9 protein-coding genes are annotated in these 21,912 nt (G+C 40.8%); 6 read left to right on the top strand and 3 right to left on the bottom strand.

Annotation, left to right across the window (positions count from 1 at the left end; genetic code table 11):
• Window positions 1-23 precede the first annotated feature (23 nt).
• From V7K21_RS25170 to V7K21_RS25160, 3 genes are all read right to left on the bottom strand, one after another.
• Complete coding sequence (locus tag V7K21_RS25170; RefSeq protein ID WP_335178058.1) at window positions 24-1,028, bottom strand: NAD-dependent epimerase/dehydratase family protein; 1,005 nt, start codon at window positions 1,026-1,028, stop codon at window positions 24-26.
• Between the two features lie 209 nt (window positions 1,029-1,237).
• Complete coding sequence (gene devC, locus V7K21_RS25165; RefSeq protein WP_335178056.1) at window positions 1,238-2,416, bottom strand: ABC transporter permease DevC; 1,179 nt, start codon at window positions 2,414-2,416, stop codon at window positions 1,238-1,240.
• 53 nt (window positions 2,417-2,469) lie between these two features.
• Complete coding sequence (locus V7K21_RS25160) at window positions 2,470-3,678, bottom strand: ABC exporter membrane fusion protein (RefSeq protein ID WP_335178054.1); 1,209 nt, start codon at window positions 3,676-3,678, stop codon at window positions 2,470-2,472.
• A 1,728-nt stretch (window positions 3,679-5,406) separates the two neighbouring features.
• On the opposite strand from V7K21_RS25160, the gene V7K21_RS25155 reads away from it, so the two are divergent.
• The 6 genes from V7K21_RS25155 (at window position 5,407) to V7K21_RS25130 (ending at window position 21,721) form a co-directional block, all read left to right on the top strand.
• The gene (locus V7K21_RS25155; RefSeq protein ID WP_335178120.1) at window positions 5,407-5,556 is read left to right on the top strand and encodes a hypothetical protein; all 150 of its coding nucleotides are present in this window, start codon (window positions 5,407-5,409) and stop codon (window positions 5,554-5,556) included.
• A 463-nt stretch (window positions 5,557-6,019) separates the two neighbouring features.
• Window positions 6,020-11,482, top strand: a complete 5,463-nt coding sequence (locus V7K21_RS25150) for a beta-ketoacyl synthase N-terminal-like domain-containing protein (RefSeq protein WP_335178052.1) — start codon at window positions 6,020-6,022, stop codon at window positions 11,480-11,482.
• A gap of 132 nt (window positions 11,483-11,614) precedes the next feature.
• The gene (locus V7K21_RS25145) at window positions 11,615-13,342 is read left to right on the top strand and encodes an SDR family NAD(P)-dependent oxidoreductase (RefSeq protein WP_335178051.1); all 1,728 of its coding nucleotides are present in this window, start codon (window positions 11,615-11,617) and stop codon (window positions 13,340-13,342) included.
• 147 nt (window positions 13,343-13,489) lie between these two features.
• Window positions 13,490-18,253: a PfaB family protein gene (locus tag V7K21_RS25140; RefSeq protein ID WP_335178049.1), complete on the top strand. Its 4,764-nt coding sequence runs from the start codon at window positions 13,490-13,492 to the stop codon at window positions 18,251-18,253.
• A gap of 268 nt (window positions 18,254-18,521) precedes the next feature.
• Complete coding sequence (locus tag V7K21_RS25135; protein WP_335178047.1) at window positions 18,522-20,195, top strand: PfaD family polyunsaturated fatty acid/polyketide biosynthesis protein; 1,674 nt, start codon at window positions 18,522-18,524, stop codon at window positions 20,193-20,195.
• 2 nt (window positions 20,196-20,197) lie between these two features.
• Window positions 20,198-21,721 (top strand): thioester reductase domain-containing protein, encoded by a 1,524-nt coding sequence (locus V7K21_RS25130; RefSeq protein WP_335178045.1) that lies wholly within the window; start codon window positions 20,198-20,200, stop codon window positions 21,719-21,721.
• The last annotated feature ends 191 nt before the right edge of the window (window positions 21,722-21,912 follow it).

Raw genomic sequence — 21,912 nt, 5'->3', positions numbered from 1 at the left:
CAATGATTACGAAAATCTGTGGACTATTTCACTAGCTTTTGAATATCTGTTTTTTGCAGCCATTTATGTGTTTGCTGCATTCCTTCTTCTAGATCAATTGTTGGTTTATAATTTAACAGGCTTTGTGCTTTGACAATAGAACAAGCATAAGGACGAGTCATAAAATCTATAGACTCAGGTAAAATATCAACTTTTTGGCGAAAAAGTTTTTGTCCTTGAACACGTAGCTTTACAAACAACTTGATTTCATCTTTCGATAATGAAAGGGGTGCTGATAAACCTTCCATTGCTGCTAAACGCATAAAATACTCTTTCCAGGAAGTTTCTTGTCCATCGGTGATATTAAATATTTCACCATAGGTTTCTTTTTCTATCGCTAGTAAGATGCCATCAATCAGGTTATCTATATATACATGATTGATTACTCCTTTACTATCGTTGGCACAAGCAAATAATTTTTGACGCATCATCAGAATTGGTCTGACTATCCAAGGAATACTTCCTGGGCCGTAAACATCTCCGGCCCGAATAACGATGATGCCAAAATCTGGCGGATTATTTAGTTCTAATACTGCTGTTTCAGCTTCTATTTTCGTTTGACAATATGGATTATTTTCGCCAGAGAGTGGCCCGGATTCTGTAACACCATTCGGATAGTTGAAACCGTAAACCATCACACTGGATAGATGCACAAATGTTTTGACACCAGCCTGTTTAGCGGCTTTAGCCATGTTTACAGTACCGCCAACATTCACGTCACGAAAATGGTTAATTGCACCAGTTTCTTCGGCAATTTGATATGTATGTAAAACGATGTCTACTCCCTGACAAGCCTTTTGGGCAGTGGTAGAATCAGTGACACTACCAATAATTACCTCAACACCTAAATTCTGTAATTGTTTGTTCTGTTGTGTAGAACTTTGCAGTCCACGAACCTTCATTCCTTGCGCTATGGCTAACTCGGCTGCACGCAAACCGACAAGTTCATCAATCCCAGTAATTAGGAGGGTTTGGTTTTTGAGGTTCATAAAGTCGGGATTATTGTTGAATAGGTGAATTGGAGTTGTTAGATAAAAGACTTCAAGGTTATACCAAATTTAAATTTTGAGAAAGACTTTTAATCTAAAATTTAAAATTGAGCCAAGGAGTAATTTTTCTGTGGAGAAGCTGCACTAATGCTTAGTTATGAGTCTATAGCTGGGCAAAATAATTTGATTATTTTGCTGCTAGGAATCAGCTAAAAAATATCTCCCGGATCTGCGGAGCGGAGTTTGTTGATAGCAAGTGCACCTGAGGTTATACACATTAATACTGTTGAAGTTAAGATGAGCAATGCATTATTAATAGTCATAACTATTGGTAATTTAGTTGCTTCTGCTGCAAAACTATATAACAACACAGAACTAATCAATCCGGGAATATAACCTAAAATTGCCAGAATTAAAGCTTGCTGAAATACCACATTTAATAAATATATATTGGCATAACCTATAGCTTTTAAAGTGGCGTAAGCAACGAATTGCGTAGCAATATTGCTGTAAAGAATTTGATAAACAATAACCACACCAACAACCGCAGCCATTGTCAACATCAAGTTAAGTATAAAACCAATTGGTGTTCTGATTGCCCAATATTTTTTTTCAAAATCAATAAAGCCTTGGCGTGTAAAAACTTGGACATCATTAGGCAAACTTGCTTGCAAATTTTTCAGTACTGTTCCTGCATTACTACCAGGTTTGAGGGAAATCAAACCGATATCTATCATATCTGCCGGACGACTATTGGGATTTATCCTGAGGAAAGTTGAGTCACTGACAATTAAATTTCCGTCTACCCCAAAGGAAGGTCCTAAGCTGAATAAACCACCAATTCTCACTCTATAGCCAATTAATGAATTGAAGGGAAATATTTCAATTGTCTGTGCAGTATCTCCCGCATTAAATTTTTCAGCTATTGGGCCAAACTCTGGGCGAGAACCCCGGTCAAAAAATACGACATCAGGAATTTTGAGTTTATCTAAATTTTTCTCAACTTCTGGGATGTTCATCACAGGGTTACCTGGATCAAAACCAATAACATATATTGAATATTTCTCACTAGTTGCCGGATTTTTCAGTTTAGCAAATTGTAAATACATGGGGCTAACTGACTCTACGCCATCAAACCCCAAAGATTGGTACAAACTAGTCCGCGAAAAGCTTTGATTTGAAGTCAAAGATTTATATTGTGAACTAACTAAAAATAAATCTCCCTTGAGATTCTGATGCAGTGCGGTTGCACTTGAATAGAGAGCATCTTGAAAACCAAGTTGCACAAACATTAGCAGCACAATAAAACCAATCCCGGCTACAGCTACTAATAAACGAACTTTTTGCTGGGCTAGCTGTAGCCATCCTAAAGGAATTTTGAAAATCATGGATTTATTTGTTAATTATTATTTGTCATTGGTCATTTTTGAATGACTAATGACTAAATATGAATGGCGACATCCACTTGTAAGTTAGTTAAACGAGCTACCCTTTGACTATCTGCCGGATTATCAATAGAAATTTTCACCTCAACTATTCTGCGGTCTGTGTCTGAATTAGGGTTGAGGCTGAAGATGCCTTGTTTGTCAACTTGCCAACCAATCTCTTTCACAGTTCCCTTTAATGTTCCAGTAAATGCAGTGCTGGTAATTGTGGCTTTTTGTCCTACACGCACTTTGCGAACATCGGTTTGATACACCTCTGCAATCACATACATTTGAGATGTCTTACCTATCTCAGCAAATCCTCTGTTGGCGCTGATGACTTCTCCGGTTTTGGCGTGAATTTTTAATATTTTGCCAGCTATGGGAGATTTGATGTAACTTAAATCCAAATCGGCCTTTGCTTGTTGAACAGAAGTTGTTGCACTGTTGACTTCGGTTTGTGCGACTTGAACATCTACGCTACGCACTTCACTAATACTGGTGAGTTGCGCTTGTGATTGCTTTTTCTGTGCTTGGAATGTGTCTTGAGTCCGCTTGAGAGTGGCTTGGGCTTCTGTTAGTTGCTGTTGTGTAGTCTTTAGTTGCAAAGCTTTAGTATCTGCTATAGAAGCTGCGATCGCACCTTGTTTGTATAATTGCTGATAGCGATCGTTCTCGGCTTGAGCATTGTCTACCTCAGCCTGGATGCGGGCGATTGTCGCCTGTTGTGTGGCAATGTCTCCTTTATATTGTGGCTCTAAACGGGCGATCGCTGCCTTTTGAGCATCGATATCTCCGGTTTTAGCTCCAGATTTCACCTGCGCTAGTTTAGCCTTGGAAACTTGCAGTTGGTCTAAAGCCTGTTGTAAAGATGTTTTAGAACGACCATAATTTTCTAGATATGCCAATAATTGCCCTGCTTTAACCGTGTCTCCTTCTTTCACCAACAGTCTTTCTACCCGCACCCCGTTATTGGAAGCCGGAGCAGTCAAAGAAGTAACTTCGCCTTCTGGCTCCAAACGTCCCAAGGCAGTCACAGCAAGTTTCACAGGAGTGGCAGCTTTTGGAGGAAGCGCTTGCGGTGTCTGAACTTTAGCCCTTGACCAAAACGTAGTCAAACTATAAAGAGCTATTAATCCGGCCGCTAAAGTCAAAGAAGCTGCTAAAATTGCTTGCGATCGACCTACGGGTTTTCTGAATAATCGGCTTTCTTTATTCACTGCCATATTTTGATTCCAATTGTGCTTTATAAGGGGATAGCCTCGTTATATTTAGTCCATTAGAATAGACTCATCTGCAAATTACCAAGAGGGCTTTTCCTCTAGAGTTTCTACCTTAATAAAGTGGATGGGTCTAAATTGGTTTTATATGAATTGTTGTACGTATTTGCCACACAAAATCACTATTATGGCGTGAAAACTAATGATCTGTTACTTCAAAGCTTCCTAAGTTATATCCTAATTTTACTTCTATTCCAGTAGCGTAAAATACAATAGCGCTAACCATAAAACTTAACTTAAAATTACAATGAAGCGCTAATAAAAATGAAATAAAAACTTGGATAAACTTGTCCTTAAGTATGGCAAAAAGTTTGAACTTTGTCAACAACTTGACTTCCCCTAAGTCTTTATTCTATTACCTAAATATTTAATCCCAGTAATATTGGAGACTTCATAAATTTAATCATCACTAGTTTCTCCTCTGCCAATTGAATACTAACAAATAGTTATTTATTAAGCAGATTTGATATTATTAACAGATTATTGTTAGCTAGGTTGTGTACTATCAGACATTCTGCTCAGTTTTGCTCCTACTAATTAAAGGCATGAAGTGATACCTTTGGTGCATTACGCCAACGGACATCTAAAAATACACTAGTACACTGTGGCGGAAGTTTGTTTACCTTTAACAAGGGATTTTGCCCCTTGTTATTACCAACATCCTTAGAAATCCTCTGCTTCCTTGCCATCCCGCCTTGGAATAAATTCTGAGGCTAATAACTTACATTCTTCTCAAGAGGAATATAGCAGTTCTCCTTTGAATGCAGGGCAAAGCAATCCTGTGTCCCTACGAATGATATGTATTCTATGCAATTGAGAACCGCTATAAATACAGAATTTGAAGCGATGTACATAGCTATTCTTAGTGAAAGGGAAAATTTCAGTCCACTTGAGTGAACAGAGAGTTTTTGAGCCGCTGAACTTAAGTTCTAGGCAGGATGTAGATTAGCGCAATACTTTGACTGTTAAAAAAATGTGGGTAAAGCCTCGTGTAGCTGTGATTTATAATCGCTCTTTTAACTAATGCAATCATGATTATGTTTATCAAGCAACATACTAAAAATTAACATTTGCTTTATAAATAACCGCTTTGCTTCTTAAGTTGACTTATATTGAAAAATAACCCAAAACTTTAATTCAATTATGATGTTTCTCTGAGAAAACATACCTATAATTCTTCAATTTATCTATGTATTCATTGAATTGTTACTTACTAGACAATAGATTTGCATTATTAACTTAATTCAGCGCAAATTTATAGCTAACCCGTAGATAACAAAATATTTCACATATTAAACTAGTCATAAATTATACTTATAGGTAAATTTTATTCAAAATTAACATCAGTAATAGTGGAGGTTTATTTATAAAATAACCTTAAAGAAATGATTTAGTTTCTGTAAAGTATGTTAGTGTTTTTATTAATTCAATGCTTTAAAGTAGTTATATAAAGTAGTTATTTAATTAAGATTTTTAAATTAAAAATAACTAAACATAACTGCTTTGTCATCACCTTATGATCGTTTAATTACTTTTTCAAGTTGCATAAACTCGGATTAAAGGTGGTGTGTTTTCTGTAACGAACTTGTCAACTTTGCTGGGTCAAATCCCATAAACTAATTATCCTGGACGTTGAAACTGGCTATGACATTTATCAAGATACAGAACGTTGTCATGAACACCAGCTACGTTGCTGCAATTAAGCTAAATAATCAAACGATTTTGGGCGAAAAAAGCGTTTCTGTTCCCTTAGCTACTCCTCAGTTTCCATCGCTCCAATGGGATGCAATTGTTCAAAATCTCTACCATTACAAATGGATTTAATTTACTGGTCAAGCAGTTATTACACTCCAAGACTATTTTACCAGTTTTAACAACTCATCGACCGTGCCAATTTGAGATTTTGGATTTTGGATTTTGGATTTTTTGGTTCGTCCTCCACTCATTGTGGGTGGAACAAATCTAAAAGACGCTCGTAACGACGCTTGGTTACTCACTATCGCTAACGCAAATCTAAAATTACAAATCTAAAATCCAAAATTGGTTGACCTATTGCCACAATATCAAGAGTTTAACGTTGTCTAACATTTTTGTGCGATCGCAGTGTGCCAAAATCGCCTATAAATATAGGGCTTTATCAGGGCAGTATATGTTGTGTGGTGTCGATTTGGAGAAAAGCCTTTAGCGGAGATAGGATAGCTAACTGCTTACAGAACAAGAGTTTTTCATTATTAGTAGGCAACAGAAATTACTGTAGCTACACAATCCAGAGTACTCACTATGCCCTATGTCTGCTTATTCAATTGATACTGCCTTAGCAGAGTTAGAGAGCCTGATCAATAATTGCGAAAAGGCTGTGAAGAGGTCTATAGAGGAAAAAAAAATGAAGTCAGATAAATCAGTGTCAATTAACAAAATTAACAGACAATTACAACACAATCCTATAGCCATTGTTGGGATGGCATCTCTATTGCCTAAAGCTAGAAACTTGCGGGAATATTGGCAAAATATAGTAAACAAAATTGACTGTATTACTGATGTTCCTTCTACTCATTGGAGCGTCGAAGATTATTATGATCCGAATCCCAGAACTCCTGAAGATAAAACCTACTGTAAAAAAGGCGGATTTATTCCAGAGGTAGATTTTAACCCGATGGAATTCGGTATACCACCCAGCATTTTGGAAGTCACAGATGTATCGCAACTGTTAAGTTTAGTGGTTGCGAAAGAAGCGATGGAAGACGCAGGTTATGGCGAAAAACGTGAGTTTAGCCGCGAGACTGTTGGCGTAATCTTAGGCGTGGCTATGGCCAAGCAGTTAGGAATGCCACTTTCTGCCAGATTGGAATATCCGATTTGGGAAAAAGTACTCAAAAGCAGCGGTTTATCCGATGAGGATACACAAAAAATCGTCGAGAAAATCAAAAGCGCCTATGTGAAATGGGATGAGAACGCTTTCCCTGGAATGTTAGCTAATGTAGTCGCGGGTAGAATTGCCAACCGTTTAAATTTTGGCGGGATGAACTGCGTAGTTGATGCCGCTTGCGCTAGTTCCTTCGGTGCTTTAAAGATGGCAATTAGTGAGCTAGTCGAGCATCGTTCTGACATGATGCTAACTGGTGGTGTTGATACTGATAACACCATCATGGCTTTCATATCCTTCAGCAAAACACCGGCTGTTTCTCCCAGTGAAAATGTCAAACCTTTCGATGCTAAATCTGATGGGATGATGCTGGGTGAAGGTATCGGCATGATTGTCCTCAGACGCCTGGAAGATGCCGAACGCGACAACGATAAAATCTATGCCGTAATTAAAGGCATTGGTACCTCCAGCGATGGGCGCTATAAGAGCATTTATGCTCCCCGCAAAGAAGGTCAAATCAAAGCTTTAGAACGTGCTTATGAAGATGCCGGCTTTTCTCCCGCCACTGTTGGTTTAATGGAAGCACATGGCACCGGCACAATGGCTGGAGATCCGACAGAATTCGGATCTTTAAAAGACTTCTTTGGGGAACATGATCACAAAAAACAGCACATCGCTTTAGGTAGTGTGAAATCGCAAATTGGACACACAAAAGCGGCTGCGGGGGCGGCAAGTTTGATTAAAACTGCTTTGGCATTACATCACAAAGTATTACCGCCTACAATTAACATCACCGAGCCGAACCCCAAACTCAACATTAAAAATTCCGCCTTTTATTTGAATACCGAAACCAGACCTTGGATTCGGGCTGAAGGGGAAGCGCCAAGACGTGCAGGTGTAAGTTCTTTTGGCTTTGGCGGCACCAATTATCACGTCGTTTTAGAAGAATATGAAGCCGACCAGAACCACGCTTACCGTTTACACAGTGGTGCTAGTGAAGTGCTGTTGTTTGCTCCAACAGTAGATCAATTGCTGACCAAATCTGAAGAGATTTTAGGGAAGTTGCGCTCGCCTGAAGCAAAAACACACTATGCACAATTAGTCCAGGAGTGCAAATCGCCACAGATTCCCCTCTCTGCTGCCAGATTTGGGTTTGTAGCTGAGAATCTCGAAGAAGCTTGCAAGTTGTTGCAAACTAGCATTGACTGGCTGAAACATAAAGGAACAGCAGCATCTTGGGAGCATCCCCAAGGGATTTATTACCGCGCCTCTGGTATGGAATTGGGTGGAAAAGTTGTTGCTCTATTTTCTGGTCAAGGTTCGCAATACTTGGAGATGGGCCGGGAACTGGTAATGAATTTTCCTTTGATGCGGCGTCTTCATGGCTATATGGATAGCTTGTTAATCAAAGATAATTTGCAGCCGCTTTCAGAAATCGTTTTTCCTCATCCGGTGTTTGAGGAAGCAGAAAAAAATGCCCAAATTGCTGCCTTACAACGTACAGAATACGCTCAACCAGCTATTGGGGTGTTGAGTGCAGGGATGTACAGCATACTGCAACAAGCTGGGTTCAAGTCAGATTTTGTGGCGGGACACAGCTTCGGGGAACTGACAGCGCTTTGGGCTGCGGGGGTTTTGAGTACAGAAGATTACTTATTCTTAGTGAAAGCTAGGGGTCAAGCAATGGCGGCTCCAGAAGACCCGGATCATGATGCGGGTAGTATGTTGGCTGTTAAAGAAGATATCAGCAAAGTCGAAGCAGTGCTGAGGCATTTTCCTCTAGTTGCGATCGCTAATCAAAATTCTCCCACTCAATTTGTCTTAGCTGGCCCCACCGCAGAAATCGCCAGAGTCAGAGAGGCTTTACACGAGAAAGGATATACGGCTGTATTGTTACCTGTTTCAGCAGCTTTCCATACACCGTTAATTGCCTTTGCTCAGAAATCCTTTGCGATCGCTACTAAGTCCGTCAAGTTCCAAAGTCCCAAAATCCCTGTTTATAGCAACGTCACCAGCAAACAGTATCCCAAAGAACCCCAAGGCATTCAAAAAATCCTGGAAACGCACCTTTCCAATTCGGTGCTGTTTAAGCAGGAAATTGAAAATATCTATGCAGCCGGTGGTACTTGCTTTGTAGAATTTGGGCCGCGGAGAATTCTCACCAACTTGGTAAAAGATATCCTTGGCGATCGCCCTCATATTACCGTATCTTTAAACCCCAGCACTCAAAAGAATAGCGATCGCTCTTTGCGAGAAGCAGTTGTGCAGTTGCGGGTAATTGGTCTGGCTTTGAATAACCTCGATCCTTATCAACTTCCCCAAACTCTACCCCCAATTGAGACGAAGAAGACGTTAAATGTCCGTTTAAATGGCATCAACTATAGATCCGAAAAAACGAAAAATGCCTTCGCTCTAGCTTTGCAGGATGGGTACAAAGTTACATTACCCACCCCCGAACATTCGGATGCGGCTCCCTTATTCACCAGCCCAGGTGTAACTCCACCTCTAGCAGTGATAGAGACTAACGGACATAAAAAACCACCCCTTGTTACCGCCCCAGCAATGAACGGTGTGACTTCTAATATCATCACCCAAACAGAGCAACAAATGAATCCTGTGACCCTTTTACAACCAGCCCAGGAATCTAAGATGCAACCAACACCAGAAAAACTTACTAATTACCAACAGCTTTTAGAAAGTTTAGAATACCTTTTGACACAGTTTCAGGAAAATCAAGCCGAGAATTTACAAGTTCACGGAACTTATCTCAACCATCAAATGGAATATGCCAAAGCGTTTTTCCAACTGATGCAGCAGCAGAATTCCTTGTTGAGTGAAAGTAAATCAACAGCCGAAACTGCCAAAATGAAGCTAGTTGTCATGGAAAGCTTAGAGCGCAGTATGATGCAGTTTCACTCCCAACAAGGTGAAACCCTACGCATCCATGAGCAATATCTCCAAGAGCAGCTGGAATATACCAAAAACTTTTTCCAACTCATACAGCAAGAGTATTCTCAAATCATCTCTGGTGAGGGAACAACCCAATTAACAGAGATAAGCAATGGGGTACGCCATAATTTCACTCCGCTCACCATAGAAACAACTGTTACTGATGCACCAGTACCCCCTACTACCAATATAGTAGAAAGCCAGCCATTGCCTGTAACTGAGCCAGTAGCTAAAAATGGCTCAACTGTTACCCAAGCACCTCTCCCCCCCGCTCCCCAGGTGGTACCTGTAGTTGAAACTCCTGTATCCCCGACTTCTAAGAAGGATGAAAATTCCTCTTCTTTGCTCCCTAATCTCTTCTCTTCCCTCCCCACTTTCGAGACAGTAGAGCCTGTAGTGGCGTCACTTGTCCCAGTAGTAGAACCTCAAACTGAGGTTGTAGTTAAAATTAGCTCACCCCCAGTCAACGAAATTATCGTATTCAGCCCAGAACCAGCAACTATTGTACCTGTATCTGGCGCAACCATCGATATTGTTGACTTGGATAAAAACCTGTTAGTGATTACCAGTGACAAGACGGGCTACCCAGTCGAGATGCTGGAAATGGACATGGACATGGAGGCGGATTTAGGGATTGACTCTATTAAACGGGTGGAAATCTTAGGGACGCTACAGGAAATGTACCCCAACCTACCCAAGCCCAATATCGAAGAACTGGCAGAACTCCGCACCATCGGTCAAGTTGTCGAGTATTTGCAATCCCAGGCTTCCAAAAGTATTTCTGTAGAAATTGCAGTTCACGAAATACAACAAGTAACGGAGATTCCAGTAGAGACTGTAGCCATAGTTGAGGTAGTCACTTCACCTGAAACAAGCCTAGTTGTCACATTCAACCCAGCACCAGAACTCGCTGTAATTGATGAAGTTGTAGACTTAGGTCAAACCCTACTAGCGATCACCAGTGATAAAACCGGCTATCCAGTCGAGATGCTGGAACTGGACATGGACATGGAAGCCGACTTAGGGATTGACTCCATCAAACGGGTGGAAATCTTAGGGGCGATGCAAGAAATGTACCCCAACTTACCCAAGCCAAATATCGAAGAACTCGGAGAACTCCGCACCATCGGTCAAATAGTCGATTACCTACAGCAGTTAGCTGGAGGTGAAAAAAAAAAGTTTGAGCCTGAGTTTGTCCAACAGCCACCCGAATTAGAGCATAATATCCAGCGCCATCCCGTCAAACTCAAAAGCCTACCACGGCCCGATTATTTAGATTTCACGTTACCAGAGGGACACATCGGTTTAATCACCGATGATGGTTCCCTCACCACTTATAAATTAACTGAATCCCTAATTGAGAAAGGCTGGAAAGTAGTAGTTGTCAGCTTCCCCCAATCGCTCATCGCCCAACAAGCGCCCTTACCCGCAGGAGTAACCCGCGTCACCTTAGCAAACTTGAGTGAAGAACATCTCCAACAACAATTGCAAGCGATCGCATCTCACTGCGGCGCGATTGGGGCCTTCATCCATCTCCATCCGCTTTTTGTCGGAAATCACACCGGGAGTATTTCCTATAACGAACAGGAAAAGGCGATCGTCAAGCAGGTATTTTTGATGGCGAAACACCTCAAACCCTCTCTCAACGAAGCCGCGCGTCATGGACGTAGTTGTTTTTGCACAGTTGCTCACCTCGATGGTGCTTTTGGCTTAGAGTACAAAGTCAACTTCGGGGCGATCGGCGCTGGTTTATTCGGATTAACCAAAACCCTGAGATGGGAATGGCCAAAAGTTTTCACTCGTGCGATCGACCTAAGTCCCAGACTTGACGCCAAACAGTCAGTACAAAACATCATAGCCGAGCTTCATGACCCCAATCTTTATATTAGTGAAGTTGCCTACGGCTCACAGGGACGAGTCACCATTATCGCCGATTAAAAAGCAGGTTAATCCTTCATCTCTTCTCTCTGCGCTCTCTGCGTCTCTGTGGTTCGTTAAAAAAAAACCGCAGAGGCGCAGAGGACACAGAGGAAGAAAAAACCAAATTTATTCAGTTATTCACGAGGATTTATGATACAAACAGCCCAGCTTAGTCCATCATCTGTCTTTGTCGTGAGCGGCGGTGCAAAAGGGATTACGGCTGAGTGTACTATCAAATTAGCACAGCAGCAACCCTGCAAATTCATCCTCCTTGGTCGCTCCGAACTATTAGAAAACGAGCCAGATTTTGCTCAAGATTCTGATGAATCAGCATTGAAAAAATGCATCATGGAAAATCTTCTTTCCCAAGGAGAGAAGCCCACACCCATGAGCGTGCAAAAGATATATAACAAAATTACCTCCAGCCGCGAAATTAAAAACACCCTAGCAGCAATTAAAAAAACAGGAGCGAAAGCAGAATATATTAGCGTCGATGTCACAGATCCGCAAGCTTTACAAGAAAAAGTTGCCAATGCTGTGCAACATCTTGGGCCGATTACAGGAATTATCCACGGCGCTGGAAATTTAGCCGATAAGTTAATTGAAAAGAAAACAGAACAGGATTTTGAAAAAGTTTATACCGCCAAAGTGCAAGGATTAGAAAATCTACTTACTTGCGTTAACCCTAGTCAACTTCAGCATTTAGTTTTGTTTTCTTCTGTAACAGGCTTTCATGGAAATATTGGGCAGTCTGATTATGCGATCGCTAATGAAATTCTCAATAAATCAGGACATATTTTCAAACAACAATATCCTTCATGTCATGTAGTGGCAATTAATTGGGGAGCTTGGGATAGTGGGATGGTGTCACCAGAACTTAAAAAGGCTTTTGCTGAACGAGGAATTGAGGTGATTCCCGTAGAAGCTGGAACACAAATGTTAGTCAACGAATTGCATCCTAGCTATCGAGAAAATACACAAGTTGTAATTGGTAGCCCCCTAGTTCCCTTTGCTAGGGAGTTAGATTCTGAACTGTGCAGCTATCGGATGCGCCGCCGAATGACAGTAGAAGAGAATCCATTTTTATTGGATCATGCGATCGCTGGTTCTCCAGTGTTGCCTGCTACATGCGCTCTATCATGGATGATTGACTCTTGTGAACAACTTTATCCAGGATATAGATTTTTTGCTGCTCAAGATTTCAAAATTTTGAAAGGAATTACTTTTAATGAAAGTCTGCCAAGTGAATTTATTTTAGATGTTGAAGAGGTTTCTAAAACTAATGCTCAACAGATTACATTTAGCACCAAAATATCGAGTAAAAATGCAAATGAAAAAATATTTTATCATTTCAGTGCCCAAATTCAACTATTACTAGAAATACCCACTATCCCAATTTATGATGCATTGAATTTAGAACCAGATAATATCATCAGTCTCACTGGCAAATCTTTTTATCAAAATGGAGAAACTACATTATTTCATGGCCCCTCTTTTCAAGAAATCCAAAAAGTTCTAAATATCACCACAGAAAAAATTACTACACAATGCTTGTGGGAACAAATCTCAGATAAACAACAAGGACAATTTCCAGTCCAATGGGTAAATCCATATACAACTGACCTAAGTATGCACGCACTCTGGGTTTGGACACAGCATTTTCATCAAGAAGGTTGCTTACCTGGACAAGTAGCAAAATATGAACAATTTGCAACCACACCACCCAATGAATCCTTTTACGTTTCTTGTGAAGTGAAAGCCAAAACACCCAGTAGTGCAACCGCCGATTTTATCATTCACAATCGAGAAGGACAAGTCTACTCACGTCTACTCGGAGCAAAAGCAATTATTTGGTCGATGAAATTACTTAGAAGTTAGTAATCTTCGACTTATTCTCTCTGCGCCTTTTTTGCCTTATACGTAAGCTTGTTCTTTAGCAACCGCCTCTTGAAAGTTTGGGGAACAGCGTAAATCCTGCGTTTTAAATATCTCTTGCCTAATACCCAAATCTTAAGGATATAACTAGTGGAAAAAATAGCCATTATCGGATTATCATGTCTATTCCCCGATGCTAAAAATCCCGAAGAATTCTGGCATAATATTGTTAATCAAAAAGATTCGACATCTACTGTAACAGTCGAAGAAATCGGAGTAGATCCGACAATCTTTCACAATCCAGTTAAAGGTACACCAGACAAAACCTATTCCCTCAAAGGCGGGTACATCCGCAACTTTCAATTTAATCCTTCCGAATACAATCTCCCATCAGAATTTGTTACTGGCTTAGATAACACCTTCAAATGGTCATTGTATGCCGCTAAACAGACAATTGTACAGAGTGGTTATTGGGGTAATCAAACTGTTCTCTCAAAATGCGGCGTAATTTTAGGTAATTTGTCGTTCCCGACAAAATTATCTAATCAATTATTCTCTCCAATTTACCAGAAAGCGATCGCACCTGCTGTCAGAGAACTTTTGCAGTATGAAGACTTTGATTTAGCTGTCCCAAGTGGAACTAAAGCGTCTTTGTACAATGCGATGATATCTGGTTTACCAGCATCTATAATTGCTCAAGCCTTCTCACTCTCCCAGATTAATTTATGTCTGGATGCTGCTTGTTCGTCATCATTTTATGCTATTAAACTAGCATCTCATTACTTATGGTCACACAAAGCTGATGTCATGTTAGCTGGAGCTATAAGTTGTGCAGATTCCCTATTCGTGCGGATGTTATTTTCCGGTGTTCAAGGGTATCCAGAAAACGGTATCAGCCGCCCCTTAGATAAGTCTTCTAGAGGGCTAATTCCTGCCGATGGTGTTGGAATGGTGATGCTGAAAAGATATTCTGATGCTGTTAGAGATGGCGATAATATTCTCGCCACTATTTGCGGTAATGGACTCTCAAATGATGGCAAAGGTAAACACTTACTTAGTCCAAATCCTAAAGGACAAATCTTAGCTTTTGAACGAGCCTATCAGGAGGCAAAGTTTAGTCCCAAAACCATCGATTATCTAGAGTGTCACGCCACTGGCACATTGCTAGGAGATACAACCGAATTCAACTCTATAGAAACATTTTTTGGTCAAAATCAAGCTGCGCCTCTGGTGGGTTCTGCTAAGGCAAATACTGGTCATTTGCTAACTGCTGCTGGTATGGTTGGCTTGACTAAAGTGATTTTGAGTATGTCTCATGGGGTGATTCCACCAACCATTAATGTTAATGAACCTTTAGCTTCCGAAAATCAGATAATTTCTGCTGACAAAATTGTTAGAACAGCTACGTCATGGCCCAATAATAATACACCAATTAAACGGGCTGCTATTAGCGCTTTTGGTTTTGGTGGCACTAATTCTCATCTGATTTTAGAACAAGGAACTACAGCACAATCTGTTGATTCAACTGCACCTATTCCACCTGCCAAAATTGCCATTGTCGGCATGGATGCCTTTTTCGGTAACTGCAATGCCTTAGATGCTTTTGAACGGAGTATTTATGATGGAACCCAACATTTTATTTCCCTACCGCCTCAAAGATGGCACGGTATAGAAAATCAAGAAAATGTCCTGAAAGAGTACGGTTTAACAGATGGTAAAGCACCAGTCGGGGCATATATCAAAGATTTTGAAATCGATACTTTATCGTGTAAGATCCCACCGAATGAAATAGAAAAATTAAACCCACAACAATTATTACTCCTAAAGGTTGCCGATCGCGCCGTGAAAGATGCGAAACTACAAGAGGGTAGCAATGTGGCGGTTATTGTCGCCGCTGAGACAGAGTTTTCTGTGCATCAGCTACAGCAAAGATGGAATCTGTCTTGGCAGGTTAAGGACGGCTTACTCGCGCAAGAAGTTTCTTTGCCTGCTGAACAGCTGGCGCAACTGGAAACCATTGTCAAAGATAGCATTCACCACCCAGTAGAAATCGGCGAATATGTCAGTCACATTGCCAACATCATGGCGAGTCGAATTTCTGCTTTATGGAATTTCACTGGCCCTGCATTCACGATGACGGCGGGCGAAAATTCTGCCCTGAAGGCGTTGGAAGTTGCACAAATGCTACTCACTACTGGAGAAGTAGATGCAGTGGTTGTTGGTGCAGTGGATTTGGCAGGTGGTGTAGAAAATGTCTTGTTCCGCAACCAATTTGCACCAATTAATACGGGTGTGAATACGTTGAGTTTTGACCAACAAGCCAATGGCTGGACGGTTGGCGAAGGTGCAGGTGCTGTCGTCCTGAAGCGTTACGAAACTGCTAAGGAAGAAAATGAACGCATCTATGCAGTTATTGATGCCATGAGTTTCGCTCAAGATAATTCTACTGTCAGTAACGCTCTGGTAAAGCCTGATGCTTCAACTATCAGCAATGTCTGCAAACAAGCTTTTCAGATTGCAGATATTCAACCCACAGATGTTAATTATGTGGAAGTTTTCGGTAGTGGCATTCCCCAGGAGGATGAAGCCGAAATCACAGGTTTGCTTCAAGCTTATCCGAAAGTGGGAAATGGTTTGCACTGTGCATTGGGCAGTGTCAAAGCCAATATCGGTCACACCTGTACAGCATCGGGAATTGCTAGCTTAATCAAAACTGCTCTGTGTCTTTATTACAGGTATATTCCTGGCACTCCCAAATGGTCTGGTGTCAAAACACCGCAAGTATGGGAAGGTAGCCCTTTCTATATCGCAATGGAATCAAGACCTTGGTTTGTCGATAAAGATGCCACACGCAGAATAGCAGCAATTAATAGTATGGGTATAGATGGGAGTTACGCCCATTTAATCTTATCGGAGGAACCCAGCCAAGAGGAGCGGGACAATAGATATTTGCAGCAAATGCCTTTTCATCTATTCCCGATCGCAGTTAGCGATCGCTCCAACATCCCAGATTTACTTAACAATTTTCAACAAACCATCGAAACTAGTTCCTGTTTATCCACTACAGCCAGTCAAACATTCGCTACTTTTGAAGGGTATCCTGAGGCAAAATACGTTTTATCAATCACAGGACGTAATAAAAAAGAACTACTCAAAGAAATTGAATCTGCCCGTAAAGGTGTAAACAATGCCTTTGAGAACGGCACAGATTGGCAAACACCAGTAGGAAGTTATTTCACAGCTAAACCATTGGGTAAAACCGGAGCGATCGCTTACGTTTATCCAGCAGCTGTCAATTCTTATGTGGGTATCGGTCAGAATCTCTTCCGCTTATTCCCGAAAGTCTATGATGACACGATATTCAATAGTCTTGCCAACCGTGCCGTCGAAATTCATCAGCGACTTTATCCCCGAAGCTTGTATAAGTTTTCCACCAGACAACTAGAAACTCTTGAAAAAGAATTCCTAGACGATTCCCTAGCCATGTTTGAAACAGAAATCGCTTATTCTCGACTGATTACTACAATTATTCGAGATGATTTCCAAGTCAAACCCCAATGTGTCTTTGGCTATAGCCTGGGTGAAACTAGCATGATGTCTGCCCAAGGAGTTTGGAGCAATTTTTCTGGTGGAAGTAACACTTTAAACTCATCTCCTCTGTTTGGAGATAGATTATCTGGCCCTAAAAATGCTGTGCGTGAATATTGGGGATTGAAAGATGTTCCTGATTCACAAAACAACTTTTGGGTAACCTATGTTCTCATGGCCACACCATCCCAGGTGAGAGAATGTCTTAAACATGAGAATCGGGTTTATTTAACTCAAATCAATACACCTGAAGAAGTATTAATTGCTGGTGATGATGCAGCCTGTAAGCGAGTAATTCAAACTCTAGGTTGTAATGCTTTTCCGGCTCCCTTCGACCACGTAATCCATTGTGAAGCGATGCGATCGCAGTATGAGGAAATCAAGAAGGTAAACACTTTACCATCACAAACTCTCCCAGATATCGTTTTTTATTCTGCTGCTGATTATCAACCGCTCGCACTTGAAAGTGAAGCGATCGCTCACAACATTGCTAAAGGATTATGCCAGGAGCTTGATTTTCCCCGATTAGTTAATCGTGTCTACGATGATGGTGTGCGAATATTTTTAGAAGCAGGCGCAGGTAGTGTTTGTTCACGATGGATTGATAAAATCCTTGGCAAAAAAGAACACCTCACAGTTTCTCTGAATCGTAGAGGTATGGATGACCATGCTTCTATAGTCAAAGCATTAGCAAAACTACTCAGTCATCAGGTAAATGTGGATTTATCACCACTGTACAGCAAAGTCCAACAAACCACCAATCAAACTAAAGCAACATTGAGAACAGTTACCTTGGGTGGAAAAGCGATCGCTGCTACAATTTTAAGCCAAGAGAATCGTAAACTTGTTGAAGATTTTGCTGGGGATATTAGGAGCGATCGCTTCAAAAAACAGCATCCAAACATACCTAATTTCCAACAATCTGAAATCACAGATTCTCTTAATACTTCCAACAAAATAACTCCAGAAGAAAGTTATTCCTCTAACATCTTGCCATCCCTTACTCAGCCAGAAGAAGTCAAATCAAAAAATATCATTGATAACGTTTTTGAACAGAGAGAACAATTACAATCTTCTGAGTCAAGCGCAATTGGGCAGCAAATTCCTCTTTCTTCTCCACCTGTCATCACTCAAAAAATTAGTAGCATCATCAGCATGTTCGATTTAAATAAGACTCAGTATCAAAAGCTCAATGCTAATAATTCAAAGATAACTAAAGCGCACACTGCTTTTTTACAAGCTAGACAAGATTATAGTCAACAAATGAGCGAAATCATTCAATTGCAACTAACTTGCGCCCAAAATTTGCTTAACGACGAATCCTAATAAATCATACCAATTCTCTCTCAACTTGCACCAACTAATTCTTAACTCATCTCTTCCTTGGTGTCCATCTCTAACGAGACGCTGCACGTTGGCAAAGCCTCTCGTAGAGAAGGCGTCCTTCTCTACGAGAGGCTGCGCGATGGCGGTTCGTTTAATAATTATTACGTGCATATTCATAGAGAATAGGTATGAAAATATAGACTCCTATAAAGAGTCTACACCCTTCAGCTTCTATCATCCATTGCTTGTAATCAGAGGGATAACTGCCGTGACAACCGTAGATACGGTGCTAAGTAAACACGATAATGGTCTTAATTTTTCTGCCTGGTTTCATAACAAAAACCAGGTTTGGAAAGGTTCTTTAGAAACTGTATCTTTTGAGCAACAAACCATCAAAGGTAAATTGATGGTGTTAGATAAACCCTGTTACATCGTGAAAGTTGCCGGAAAAATCGGTGTTACTAATGAGGGGTATTTATCCCCTAGTGATAATGGCACAACAGCACAAGTAGAACTACTGACATTTGCAGCACCAATCCATATTCAACAGTTTGGAGATCCCAATTTTCTCTCCTTTCATGGAGTGAAATATGCCTATGTTACTGGCGCAATGGCTGGCGGAATTGCTTCTGAAGAAATGGTGATTGCACTAGGAAAAGCGCAAATTTTGAGTTCCTTTGGTGCAGGTGGTTTAATTCCAGAACGTTTGGAAGTAGCCATAAATCGCATTCAACAAGCTTTACCTAAAGGACCCTACGCCTTTAATTTAATTCACAGTCCCAATGAACCTGCGATTGAACGTCGGGCAGTGGATTTATACCTCAAATATCAAGTGAGAACAGTAGAAGCATCTGCATTTCTCGACTTGACTCCCAGCATTGTTTATTACCGTGTTGCTGGATTGGGGTTGAATAACGCTAATCAAATTGAAATCAAAAATAAAGTCATTGCCAAAATTTCTCGCCGAGAAGTTGCTACTAAATTTCTACAACCAGCACCAGCTAGAATTCTCAAAGAACTTCTTGAAAAAGGATTAATTACTGAGTTACAAGCAACCCTTGCAGCCAAAGTTCCGATGGCTGATGATATTACTGTCGAGGCTGATTCTGGGGGTCATACAGATAACCGTCCCCTGGTTTGTTTGTTACCTTCTATTATTGCCTTGCGGGATGAAATTCAAGCACAATATCATTACCAAACACCTATTAGAATCGGAGTAGCAGGGGGAATTGGTACACCACAATCAGCATTAGCAGCCTTTATGATGGGTGCTGCTTATGTAATGACCGGCTCAATTAATCAGTCATGCATTGAATCTGGGGCTTGTGAACATACCAAAAAATTACTAGCTCAAGTAGAAATGGCTGATGTGATGATGGCCCCAGCAGCAGATATGTTTGAAATGGGAGTCAAATTGCAAGTCCTCAAACGGGGTACGATGTTCCCCATGCGAGCGCAGAAATTATTTGAACTATATCGCGCTTATGATTCGATTGAAGAGATTCCTTTGGTAGAAAGAGAGAAATTAGAAAAACAAGTTTTCCGCAAGAGTATTGCTGAAGTATGGGAAGGAACTGCGGCTTATTTGTCCCAAAAAAGTCCTGAAAAATTGGGTAAAGCAGTCAATAATCCTAAACTGAAAATGGCGTTGATTTTCCGCTGGTATCTAGGATTATCTTCCCGTTGGTCTAGTTCTGGTGAAAAAGGTAGAGAAGTCGATTATCAAATTTGGTGTGGCCCAGCAATGGGCGGTTTCAATGACTGGGTACGGGGCTCCTACCTGTCTGAAGCAAATAATCGTCAGGTAGTTGATGTTGCTAATCAAATTATGACTGGTGCAGCCTTTTTGTATCGTGTTCAAAATTTGAAAATTCAAGGACTGCAAGCTTCCGATTATTACAGTCACTATCACCCTGTCCCTTCTACATTAGTGGAGATTTAAAAATGACTATAAAACAGTCTTTTACAGCAGATGATATTCAAGTATTTTTGATATCTAACTTAGCTGAGTTGCTAGGAGTACCAACCGATGAAATAGATGTCAAAGAACATTTAGAAAACTCTGGCTTGGATTCAGCCCAAGCAATGATTCTAGTAAGTAAATTAGAAAAATTGCTAGGGTTTCAACCATCTCCGTTGCTCCTGTGGCATTACCCAAGTATTGAAGCTCTTTCACAGCGTTTAGCTGAAGAAGTACAAGAAGGTTCACCAGTTCAAGACACAAAAGTTGTGCGTCAGACATCTTCTAATGCCAACGCTGCTCCCTCTGTTCTAAATTTAAGTGCCGAGGCAGTTCTTGACCCCACCATCCATCCCGGCGCTGCATCTAATGTGCCTGTAGGTGAACCCAGAAACATCTTTTTAACTGGAGGAACAGGCTTTTTAGGAGCTTTTGTCATCCGGGAATTACTACTGGAAACTAATGCGGATATCTATTGCTTAGTGCGTGCTGATAATACCGAAGAAGGCAAAAGTAAACTCCAAAATAATCTGCAACAGTATGCAATTTGGCAGGAACAATTTAACTCCAGAATTATTCCTATTGTCGGCGATTTATCTCAGCCATTGTTAGGTGTTGGCTCTGAACAGTTTCAAATTTTAGCTGCCAATATTGATACTATCTATCATAGTGGTGCTTTGTTGAATTATGTTTTTCCCTACTCGGCACTGAAAGCAGCCAATGTTTTAGGAACGCAGGAAGTTTTGAGGCTGGCATGTCAAATTCAAGTCAAGCCTGTACATTACGTTTCTAGTGTTGCTGTGTTTGAATCGACTGCTTATGCTGGCAAGGTTGTCAAAGAACAGGATGAATTCAATCATTGGGAAGGTATTTATCTTGGTTACTCCCAAACTAAATGGGTAGCTGAAAAGTTAGTCAAGATTGCTCGTGACCGAGGACTTCCTGTCACTATCTATAGACCGCCACTGATTTCAGGAGATAGCAAAACAGGTATTTGTAATACACATGACTTTATCAATTTGATGACCAAGGGCTGTCTACAAATGGGAAGTTTTCCTGATGTAGATTATATGTTAGATATGTCTCCTGTGGACTATGTAAGTAAAGCCATTGTTTATCTATCACGGCAAAAAGAATCCATAGGCAAAGCTTTCAATTTACAACATCCCCAACCTGCCGCTTTGAAAATGCTAGTTGAGTGGATACGCTCATTTGGTTATTCAGTTGAGATGATTCCCTATGAAGAATGGCAATCAGAGCTAATTAATAATGTGTCTTCTGTGGACAATCCTTTATATACTCTGCGACCCTTTTTACTGGAACGCTGGTCTGATGAACAACTGACTATTCCTGATTTGTACCTACAAGCTAGAAGACCCCATATTAGCTGCCAAGATACCCTTCATGCACTAGCAGGCAGTTCTATTGTTTGTCCTCCCATTAACTCTCAATTGTTTATGACTTATACCGCCTACTTGATTCAAAGCGGCTTCTTAAATATCGCTTAGAAATTCACAACTTTCGTAAGGTGTGTTGTGTTAGGAACGTAACGCACCATCCTGGACATTTTCGGTGCGTTACGGAAGCTGTAACACAGCGCCAGTTGCTACACATTTCTCGTCGGTTCAGATATTACGCGCACTTACTTGTAGAACGAGAACCACTGTAAATATAATGCAGCTTTATCAAGTCGAATTCA

Source organism: Nostoc sp. (assembly GCF_036919595.1).
Lineage (GTDB): Bacteria > Cyanobacteriota > Cyanobacteriia > Cyanobacteriales > Nostocaceae > Nostoc.
The sequence above is the reverse complement of the archived record's forward strand: the minus strand, read 5'-3'. Positions and strand labels throughout refer to the sequence as shown.